This window comes from Kineococcus indalonis, from assembly GCF_009906395.1.
Taxonomy (GTDB): Bacteria; Actinomycetota; Actinomycetes; order Actinomycetales; family Kineococcaceae; genus Kineococcus; species Kineococcus indalonis.
In genome coordinates this window covers 1-9341 of sequence record NZ_JAAALM010000114.1, presented here as the reverse complement: position 1 = coordinate 9341, position 9341 = coordinate 1, and the positions used below count along the sequence as shown (strand labels likewise).

10 protein-coding genes are annotated in these 9341 nt (G+C 74.6%); all 10 read right to left on the bottom strand.

Annotated features, from left to right (window positions below):
- Positions 1–106: 106 nt before the first annotated feature.
- On the bottom strand, positions 107–484 hold the full coding sequence (locus GTR00_RS07985; RefSeq protein WP_166611097.1) for an FKBP-type peptidyl-prolyl cis-trans isomerase: 378 nt from the start codon (positions 482–484) through the stop codon (positions 107–109).
- A gap of 66 nt (positions 485–550) precedes the next feature.
- Entirely contained in the window at positions 551–1540 is a 990-nt protein-coding gene (locus tag GTR00_RS07980; protein ID WP_166611096.1) for an FKBP-type peptidyl-prolyl cis-trans isomerase, read from the bottom strand.
- A gap of 72 nt (positions 1541–1612) precedes the next feature.
- Positions 1613–2974, bottom strand: coding sequence for a Pup--protein ligase (pafA, locus tag GTR00_RS07975; RefSeq protein WP_166611095.1), 1362 nt, complete (start codon positions 2972–2974; stop codon positions 1613–1615).
- Between the two features lie 76 nt (positions 2975–3050).
- Positions 3051–3839, bottom strand: coding sequence for a proteasome subunit alpha (gene prcA / locus GTR00_RS07970; protein ID WP_166611094.1), 789 nt, complete (start codon positions 3837–3839; stop codon positions 3051–3053).
- A complete protein-coding gene (prcB, locus tag GTR00_RS23765) occupies positions 3836–4753 on the bottom strand; it encodes a proteasome subunit beta (RefSeq protein ID WP_323132323.1) in 918 nt (305 codons plus the stop codon). Before prcB ends, prcA begins: the two co-directional genes overlap by 4 nt.
- Positions 4754–4820: 67 nt before the next feature.
- On the bottom strand, positions 4821–5018 hold the full coding sequence (locus tag GTR00_RS24905; protein ID WP_166611092.1) for a ubiquitin-like protein Pup: 198 nt from the start codon (positions 5016–5018) through the stop codon (positions 4821–4823).
- Between the two features lie 117 nt (positions 5019–5135).
- Entirely contained in the window at positions 5136–6755 is a 1620-nt protein-coding gene (dop, locus tag GTR00_RS07955) for a depupylase/deamidase Dop (RefSeq protein WP_166611091.1), read from the bottom strand.
- Between the two features lie 24 nt (positions 6756–6779).
- On the bottom strand, positions 6780–7976 hold the full coding sequence (locus GTR00_RS07950; protein WP_166611090.1) for an ABC transporter permease: 1197 nt from the start codon (positions 7974–7976) through the stop codon (positions 6780–6782).
- A complete protein-coding gene (locus GTR00_RS07945) occupies positions 7973–8719 on the bottom strand; it encodes an ABC transporter ATP-binding protein (RefSeq protein ID WP_166611098.1) in 747 nt (248 codons plus the stop codon). Before GTR00_RS07945 ends, GTR00_RS07950 begins: the two co-directional genes overlap by 4 nt.
- A gap of 71 nt (positions 8720–8790) precedes the next feature.
- Positions 8791–9341, bottom strand: a 551-nt coding sequence (locus GTR00_RS07940; protein WP_166611089.1) for an efflux RND transporter periplasmic adaptor subunit, incomplete at its 5' end; no start/stop codon positions are given.

Sequence of the window (9341 nt, the reverse complement as noted above, 5' to 3'; positions counted from 1 at the left end):
GCCCCGGACCGCCGCCCCGACGGTCCGGGGCGTCGTGCGTCCCCGACCACCCGCGGGACCGCCCGCCGGACCGCCCGCCGCGGCGTGCCGGTGGTGGTGCCGCGCGTCAGCTGACGCCGACGAGGTCCACCACGAAGATCAGCGTCTCGCCGCCCTTGATGGCGCCGCCGGCGCCGCGGTCGCCGTAGCCCAGGTGCGGGGGGATGACGAGCTTGCGGCGGCCGCCGACGCGCATGCCGACGATGCCCTGGTCCCAGCCGGCGATGACCATGCCGGCGCCCAGGGGGAAGTCCAGCGGCTGGCCGCGGTTCCAGGAGGCGTCGAACTCCTCGCCGGTGCTGAAGGCGACACCGACGTAGTGGGCGCTGACCGTCGTCCCGGGGGTGGCCTCGGGCCCGTCGCCGACGATCTCGTCGGTGATCTGCAGCTCGGCGGGCGGCTCGCCGCCGGGGAAGTCGATCTCGGGCTTGGTGCGCTCGCTCACGGGTGCTGCTCCTGTCGAGGTGGGGTGGTGGTCGGCCGGTGCGCGCGCCGTCCGGCGCGCGTCGGCTCAGTAGGCGTCGAGGATGTCGACGACGAAGACGAGGGCGCCGGCGGGCTGCCCGCCGGTCGGGGCGTCACCGTACGCGTCGGCGGCGGGGATGACGAGCAGGACCCGGCTGCCCACGGTCTGCCCGGGGATGCCCTTGTCCCACCCGGCGATGACCTGGCCCTGGCCGATGACGGTCTCGAAGGCGTTGCCGCTCTCCCAGGAGCTCTCGAAGACCTCGCCGTCGGCGAGGGTGGCGCCGACGTACTGCATCTTCACCTGCATGCCGCTGGTGACCACCGGGCCGGTGCCCTCGATCAGGGTCTGGGCGACCGTGTCGGCCGGCGGCGCGGTGTCGGTGACCTCCACGTCCTGGGGCACGCCGGCGTCGTCCAGGACGACGGTGGGCAGGCCCGCCGGCGGGGTGACGGCCTCGCCGGTGGCGATCGTCGGCACGACGCCGGTGATGTCGGCGACGAGCACGACGGTGCTCGTGGCGTCCACGCCCGGCTTGCCGAACTGGGTCACCGCCTCGCCGAAGCCGTCCTCGGGGGCGATGGCGATGGCCAGGCGGTCGCCGACGTGCGCGCCGAGCACGCCGCGGGCGATGCCCTTGGTGACCTGGGCCACCTCGATGCGCAGGTCGGTCTTGCCGTAGCTGGAGTCCAGCAGCTCGCCGGTGGGGCCGGCGTACAGCGCGTACGCGAAGCGGACCTCGTCGTCGGCGCCGACCTCCTCGCCGGTGCCGGCGGCCACGACCTTGCGGGTGGTCTCGGTGACCGTGAGCGGCTTCGCGAAGTCCACGGCGGGCGCCACGGCCGGGTCCAGGTCGCCGGTGACGGTCACGGGCAGGGCGTCGTCGACCTTCGCGGGGTCGACCTCGGCGGCGGCCTGCGACGCCGCCGAGGTCTGCTCCGCCGGGGACGGGGTGTCCGGCTCGGAGGCGCACGAGCCGAGCAGGACGGCGAGCGCCACGGCGGCGGCGGGCAGGACGGCGGTTCGGCGGAGCACGGGGATCCTCACGTCTGGTCGGTCGGTCCCCAGCACCCTAACCGCGGTGCCTGTGCGGTGCCGGGAGGGTCGTCACATGCTGTCGATGAGGCGTTCCACGCGGTCGTCGACGGACTTGAAGGGGTCCTTGCACAGCACCGTGCGCTGGGCCTGGTCGTTGAGCTTCAGGTGCACCCAGTCGACGGTGAAGTCCCGGCGCTTCTCCTGGGCGGCGCGCACGAAGTCCCCGCGCAGCTTGGCGCGGGTGGTCTGCGGCGGCACCGACAGCGCCTCGAAGACCTCGATGTCGGCGCAGACGCGCTCGGCCATGCCGCGCGCGGCGAGCAGGTAGTGCAGACCGCGGCCGCGGTGGATGTCGTGGTAGGCCAGGTCCAGGCGGGCGATGCGCGGGGAGGCCAGCGACAGGCCGTGCTTGGTCATGTAGCGCTCCAGCAGCTTGCGCTTGATGACCCAGTCGACCTCGCGGTCCACCAGGCCGAGGTCGTCGGTGGCCACGGCGCGCAGGGCGCGCTCCCACAGGTCCAGCACGCGCTTGAGGGTGGGCGTCTGCAGGCCGCGGGTCTCCACGAAGTCCTTGGCCTTCTCCAGGTACTCCTCCTGGATCTGCAGGGCGCTGGCCTCGCGGCCGTTGGCCAGGCGCACGGGCTTGCGGCCCGTGGGGTCGTGGCTGATCTCGCGGATGGCGCGGATGGGGTTCTCCAGCGTCATCTCGCGCAGCGGCACGCCCTCCTCCACCATCCGCAGCACTAGGTCGGTGGCGCCGAGCTTGAGCATGGTGGTGGTCTCGGACATGTTGGAGTCGCCGACGATGACGTGCAGGCGGCGGTAGCGCTCGGCGTCGGCGTGCGGCTCGTCGCGGGTGTTGATGATCGGCCGGCTGCGGGTGGTGGCGCTGGAGACGCCCTCCCAGATGTGGTCGGCGCGCTGGGACAGCGAGTACACGGCCCCGCGCGGGGTCTGCACCACCTTGCCGGCGCCGACGACGAGCTGGCGGCTGACCAGGAAGGGGATCAGGACGTCGGACAGGCGCCCGAACTCCCCGTGGCGGGAGACGAGGTAGTTCTCGTGGCAGCCGTAGGAGTTGCCGGCGGAGTCGGTGTTGTTCTTGAAGAGGTAGACCTCCCCCGCGATGCCCTCCTCCTCCAGGCGCCGCTCGGCGTCGACGAGCAGGCCCTCGAGGGTGCGCTCGCCGGCGCGGTCGTGCACCACGAGCTGGCGCACGTCGTCGCACTCGGGCGAGGCGTACTCGGGGTGCGAGCCGACGTCGAGGTAGAGGCGGGCGCCGTTCTTGAGGAAGACGTTGCTGGAACGTCCCCACGAGACGACCTTGCGGAACAAGTACCGGGCCACCTCGTCCGGGGACAGCTTGCGCTGGCCCTCGAAGGCGCAGGTGACGCCGAACTCGGTTTCCAGTCCGAAGATCCGGCGATCCATCTGCCCACCATAGGCACGAAACGGCCCGGCAGCGCAGTGAAACGCGCCACCGGGCCGAGGGTGCCCGCCGCAGGCCTCAGGCGGGCGGTTCGGGCGGGGTGTCCGGGCCGGGGACGGCGCCGCCGTGCTCGGCCTCCGCGGGGGCAGCGCCGGCGCCCGGGGCGCCCAGCAGCCCGGCCAGGGCGGGAGCGCCCAGGCGGCGGAAGGTGCGCCGGGTGCGGGCGCGGTCCAGGACGGCGACCTCGAGCTGGTCGGGGGCGATGGTGCGCGGGCCGGAGCCGGCCGCGGCGGCGGCCGCGTCGCTGCCCAGGGCCTCCACGGCCAGGCGCAGCGCGGCGGGCAGGTCCAGGCCGGGCTGCCAGCGCTCGGCGAGCTTGGCGGTGATCTGCTCGGCGGAGCCGCCCATGGCGACGTAGCCGTGCTCGTCGGCGACCGAGCCGTCGTAGGTGAGGCGGTAGACCTGGTCCCGCTCGGGGGTGGCGCCGACCTCGGCGACGACGAGCTCGACCTCGTACGGCTTGGACTCGGTGGTGAAGATGGTGCCCAGGGTCTGCGCGTAGGCGTTGGCCAGGCCGCGGGCGGTGACGTCGCTGCGGTCGTAGGAGTAGCCGCGCAGGTCCGCGTAGCGCACCCCGGCCACGCGCAGGTTCTCGAACTCGTTGTACTTGCCGACGGCGGCGAAGGCCACGCGGTCGTAGATCTCGGAGATCTTGTGCAGCGCCCGGGAGGCGTTCTCGGAGGCGAAGACGATGCCGTCGGAGCAGGCGACGACCACGACCGCCCGCCCGCGGGCGATGCCCTTGCGCGCGAAGTCGGCCTTGTCCTTCATCAGCTGCTCGGGCGAGACGTAGAAGGGCACGCTCATGCCGGGGCACCTCCCTGCTGCGTCGGGGCCTGCGGGGGGCTCTGCGGGGGGCTCTGCACGGCCAGCGGGTTGCCGCCGGGGTTGCCGGTGCGGCCGGCGACGACGGCCTCCACGACCCCGCCGAGCTCGTCGTCGCCCAGGCGGCGGAAGCCGTCGGCGGTGACCACGGCCACGACCGGCCAGATGCGCCGCAGCAGGTCCGGGCCGCCGGTGGCGGAGTCGTCGTCGGCGGCGTCCCACAGGGCCTCCACCGCCGCGCGCACCGCCTGCTCGGCGCCCGTGCCGGGGCGGAAGAGCTTCTTGAGGGCGCCGCGGGCGAACACCGAGCCGGAGCCGACGGCGTGGTGGTCGACCTCCTCGTAGCGGCCGCCGGTGACGTCGTAGCTGACGATGCGCCCGCGCTGCTCGGCCAGGTCGTAGCCGGCGAACACCGGCACCACCGCCAGGCCCTGCATCGCCAGGCCCAGGTTGCCGCGGATCATGGCCGACAGGCGGTTGGCCTTGCCCTCGAAGGACATCAGCGCGCCCTCGAGCTTCTCGAAGTGCTCCAGCTCCACCTGGAACAGGCGCACCATCTCGATCGCCAGGCCCGCGGTGCCGGCGATGCCCACGCAGGAGTGGTCGTCGGCGGGGAAGACCTTCTCGATGTCGCGCTGGGCGATGACGTTGCCCGCGGTGGCGCGCCGGTCGCCGGCCATCACGACCCCGTCGGCGAAGACGATCGCCACGATCGTGGTGGCGTGCGGGGGCTGGCCGGCGCCGGGGCCGCCGGTCAGGGCGCCGGCGCCGCCCGCGGGCAGGCGCCGGGCCCCGGGCAGCACCTCGGGGGCGTGGTCTCGGACGAACTCGGTGAAGGACGAGGAACCCGGCACGAGGTACGCCGCCGGGAGCCGTCCGCTGGGGTCCTGGCTCACCCGTGCGACCCTACCCGGCACCCCCCGGCGGCGCCGGGGAGCGCCGGGCGGGCGCGCGGGCGGGCGGCTACTGACCGCCCTTCTGCACGAAGCCGCGCACGAACTCCTCGGAGTTGGACTCCAGCACCTCGTCGATCTCGTCGAGCAGGGCGTCGACCTCGGCATCGGTCTCGGTGGACTGCGCCGTGGCCTGCGCGGGCACGACGGGGGTCTCCTCCGGCTCGTCCTCGCGACGGCTCGGCCGCTGCTGCTCCTGTCCAGGCACGGTGCTCCCCCTGACGTCTCGGTCAGCGCCGGCCCGGTGGCCGGCTCGCGAACGACACTAACCCCGCCGGGCGCCGCGCGCGCCGCTCCGCGCCGGTCGTGGTCCTGCCGGGGGCGATCAGCCGCCGGTGAGGGCGCTGACCAGCTCCTCGGCGGTGGTGCAGCGGTCCAGCAGGGCGCCGACGTGCTCGCGGGTGCCGCGCAGCGGCTCCAGGGTCGGCACCCGCTGCAGCGCGCCGCGGCCGGGCACGTCGAAGATCACCGAGTCCCAGCTGGCGGCGGCCACGCGCGAGCCGTAGCGGGCCAGGCACTCGCCGCGGAAGTAGGCGCGGGTGTCCTCCGGCGGGTGCGTCACGGCGCGCTGGACGTCCTCCTCGGCCACCAGGCGCTCCACCTGCCCGCGCTCGGCGAGCTTGAGGTACAGGCCCTTCTCCGGGCGCACGTCGGACCACTGCAGGTCCACCGCCTGCAGGCGGGCGTGGTCCCAGGCCAGGCCGTCGCGGGAGCGGTAGCCCTCCAGCAGGCGCAGCTTGGCGACCCAGTCCACCTCGCGGGCGGCGGAGAAGACGTCCCGCTCCAGCTTCGTCAGCACCCCGTCCCAGCGGGTGAGGACCTCGCGGGTGTCGGCGTCGGCGTCGTCGCCGAAGCGGTCCTCGACGAACGCGGCGGCGGCCTCCAGGTAGGCGCGCTGCAGCTCCAGCGCGGTCATGCGCCGGCCGTCGCGCAGGCGCACCAGCTGCGTCAGGCCCGGGTCGTGGGAGACCTCGTGCAGGGCGCGCACCGGATCGCTCAGCTGCAGGTCCCCGGCGGGGCCGCCGTCCAGGGCGCCGGCCTCCAGCAGCGTCAGCACAAGGGAGGTGGTGCCGACCTTCAGCAGGGTGGCGACCTCGCACATGGTGGCGTCGCCGACGATGACGTGCAGGCGGCGGTACTTGTCGACGCTGGCGTGCGGCTCGTCGCGGGTGTTGATGATGGGCCGCTTCATCGTGGTCTCCAGGCCGACCTCGACCTCGAAGAAGTCCGCGCGCTGGCTGATCTGGTAGCCGGCGGTGGAGGAGTCCTGCCCGATGCCGACGCGGCCGGCGCCGGTGAAGACCTGCCGGGAGGCGAAGAAGGGCGTCAGGTGGCGCACCACGTCCCCGAAGGGGGTGGACCGGCTCATGAGGTAGTTCTCGTGGGTGCCGTAGGAGGCGCCCTTGCCGTCGGTGTTGTTCTTGTAGATCGTCACCGGCGTCAGGCCCGGCGTGGCGGCCACGCGCCGCAGCGACTCCAGCAGGATGCGCTCGCCGGCGCGGTCGTACAGCACCGCCGCGCGGGGGGTGAGCACCTCCGGGGAGGAGTACTCCGGGTGGGCGTGGTCGACGTAGAAGCGCGCGCCGTTGGTGAGGATGACGTTGGCCATCGTCGGGTCCTCGGACTCGGCGCCGACCACGTCGGAGGCGCTGGGCGCGGCGCGCCCCTGCCCGCGCCGGCCGTGCTCGTCGCCGCGCACCGGGGAGTCCGTCAGCTGCGAGGGGTGCGCGGCGGCGCGCTTGACCTCGAAGCCGCGCGCGTCGCGCAGGGGCGCCTCGTCCTCGTAGTCCCAGCGGGCCCGCAGCGCCGAGGACATCGAGCCGGCCGCCGGGGCGGCGTAGGCGTTGACCACCTGCGCCGACAGCAGCATCGGGTTGGCGCCGGGGTCGCCGGGCACCGAGATGCCGTACTCGGTCTCCAGGCCGGTCACCCTGCGCACGCTCACGCCCCGACCCTACGGGGCGCCGGGTCAGTCGGCGCGCAGGGCGACCACGGGGTCCAGCCGGCCGGCGCGGCGGGCGGGGAAGACGCCGAAGAAGACGCCCACGGCGGCGGAGACGACGAAGGCCACCACCGGGCTCCACCACTCCACGCTGGCCGGCAGCGGGGAGAGCCCGTCGATGAGCAGCGAGCCGGACACCCCCAGGGCGATGCCGATGACGCCGCCGACGCTGGTCAGCAGCACCGCCTCGACGAGGAACTGCACCAGCACGTCGCGCTGGCGGGCGCCCAGCGCCTTGCGCAGGCCGATCTCCCGCGTCCGCTCGCGCACCGAGACCAGCATGATGTTGGACACCCCGACGCCGCCGACGAGGAGGGAGATGCCGGCGATCGCGGCCAGCACGGCCGTCAGCAGGCCCAGGATGTCGCCGATGACGCCGAGGATCTGCGTCTGGGTGACGGCGCTGAACGTCTGGTCGGGGTACTCCGCCTTCAGCACCCGCCACAGCCGGCGGGAGAGCTCGGGCACCTGCGCGGCGCTGGGCGACTTCACGGCGAAGGCGTCCACGCGCTGCAGGCCGAACAGCCGCTGGGCGACCGTGATGGGCACGTGGACCTCGTTGTCCTGCGAGACGCCGAAGGACTCCCCCTGCTCGGCGAGCACGCCCACGACCTGGAAGCGGGTGCCGGCGACGGTGATCTGCCGGCCCACCGGGTCGGCGCCGGGGAAGAAGGTCTCGGCGGTGCGCGAGCCCAGCACCGCCACCCGGCGGCGCGCCTCGACGTCGGTGCCGGTGAAGAACTGCCCCTCGGCCACCGGGCGGGTGAACACCTCCGGCAGGTTCTGGTCCGAGCCCTGCACCGTGACGAACTGCTCGACCGCGCCGGCGCGCACCTGCGCGCCGGAGGTCAGGCGGGCGGTGACCGCGTCGGGGTCGCCGACCACGTCGGCCAGCAGGTCGCCGTCGTCGCGCTGCAGGGTGGAGACCGCCGCGGCGTTGGAGGAGAGGTTCTGCGTGTCGAACTGGCCGGGCACGACGAGGATGAGGTTGGAGCCCAGGCCCTCGACCTGCGACTCGATCTGCTGGCGGGCGCCGGCGCCGATGGAGACCACCACGATGACCGCGGCGATGCCGATGACGATGCCCAGCGTGGTCAGCAGGCTGCGCAGGCGGTTGCCGCGCAGGGCGTCCAGCGCGACGCGGAACGCCTCCAGGCCCTTCACGCGGCTCCCCCGCCGGCGGCGGTGCCGTGCTCGGCGGCGGTGTCGCGCTCGACGAGCCCGTCGCGCACCCGCACCTGCCGGCGCGCGCGGCCGGCGACCTCGTCGTCGTGGGTGACCAGGACCACCGCCACCCCCCGCTCGGCGTTCAGCTGCTCCAGGATGCGCATGACCTCGGCGCCGTTGCGGCTGTCGAGGTTGCCGGTGGGCTCGTCGGCCAGCAGGATGCGCGGCTCGCCGACCAGCGCGCGGGCGATGGCCACGCGCTGCTGCTCACCGCCGGACATCTGGGTGGGCCGGTGCGTCAGGCGGTGGCCCAGGCCCACCGCCCGCAGCGACTGCGCGGCCCGCTCGCGCCGCTCGGCGCCCTTGACGCCGCGGTACAGCAGCGGCAGGGCCACGTTGTCCACCGCGGTGGAGCGCGGCAGCAGCTGGAAGGCCTGGAAGACGAACCCGATCTCCCGGTTGCGCAGCTCGGCCAGCTCCGCGTCGGACAGCTCGCGCAGGTCGCGCCCGCCGACGCGCAGGGTGCCGGAGGTGGGCCGGTCCAGGCACCCCAGCAGGTGCATCAGGGTCGACTTGCCCGAGCCGCTGGGCCCGACGATCGCGGTGTACTCCCCGTCGTCGACGGTGAAGCTGACCCCGCGCAGGGCCTGCACGGTGGTGTCGCCGAAGGAGTAGCTGCGGGTGACGTCCACGGCCTCGATGGCGGCCCGCCGCGAGGCGGGCCGCGCCGGAGCGGGCACGCCGGGCGCCGGCTGCTCGTCCACGGGCTGCTCGTCCACGGGCTGCTCGGGCGGGGGGTGTGCGGGGCCCCTCACGACAGCTGCTGGCCCTGCTGCACGTCGCCGGCGCCCTCGGTGACGATGCGCTCACCGCCGCGCAGGCCGTCGGTGATCTCCACGACGTCGTCGCCGCGCACCCCGACCGTCACGGGGCGGCGCTCGGCGACGCCGTCGGCGACCACCCACACCGCGTCGGAGTCGGGGTCCCCGCCCGCGGCGCCGGCGCGCAGCACCGCCCCGGCGGGCACCCGCACGACGTCGCGGGCCTCGGCGACGACGAGGGAGACCACCGCGGACATGCCGGGCAGCGGCGTGGGGGCCGGGTCCCCGCCCTCGGCGGTGCCGCCGTCGTAGCTCAGGCGCACCGTGTACGTCACCGCGCCGGCGCCGCCGGAGCTGGTGGCGGCCGGGTCCACGCTGGTGACGGTGCCGCGGTAGGCGACGCCCTCGACGGCGTCCACGCCCACCCGCGCCCCCTGACCCGGCTGCACGCGCAGCACGTCGGACTCGTCGACGTCGGCGGTCAGCGTCAGCACCGCGGCGTCGATGACGCTCAGCAGCGTCGAGCCGGCCGCGACCGCGG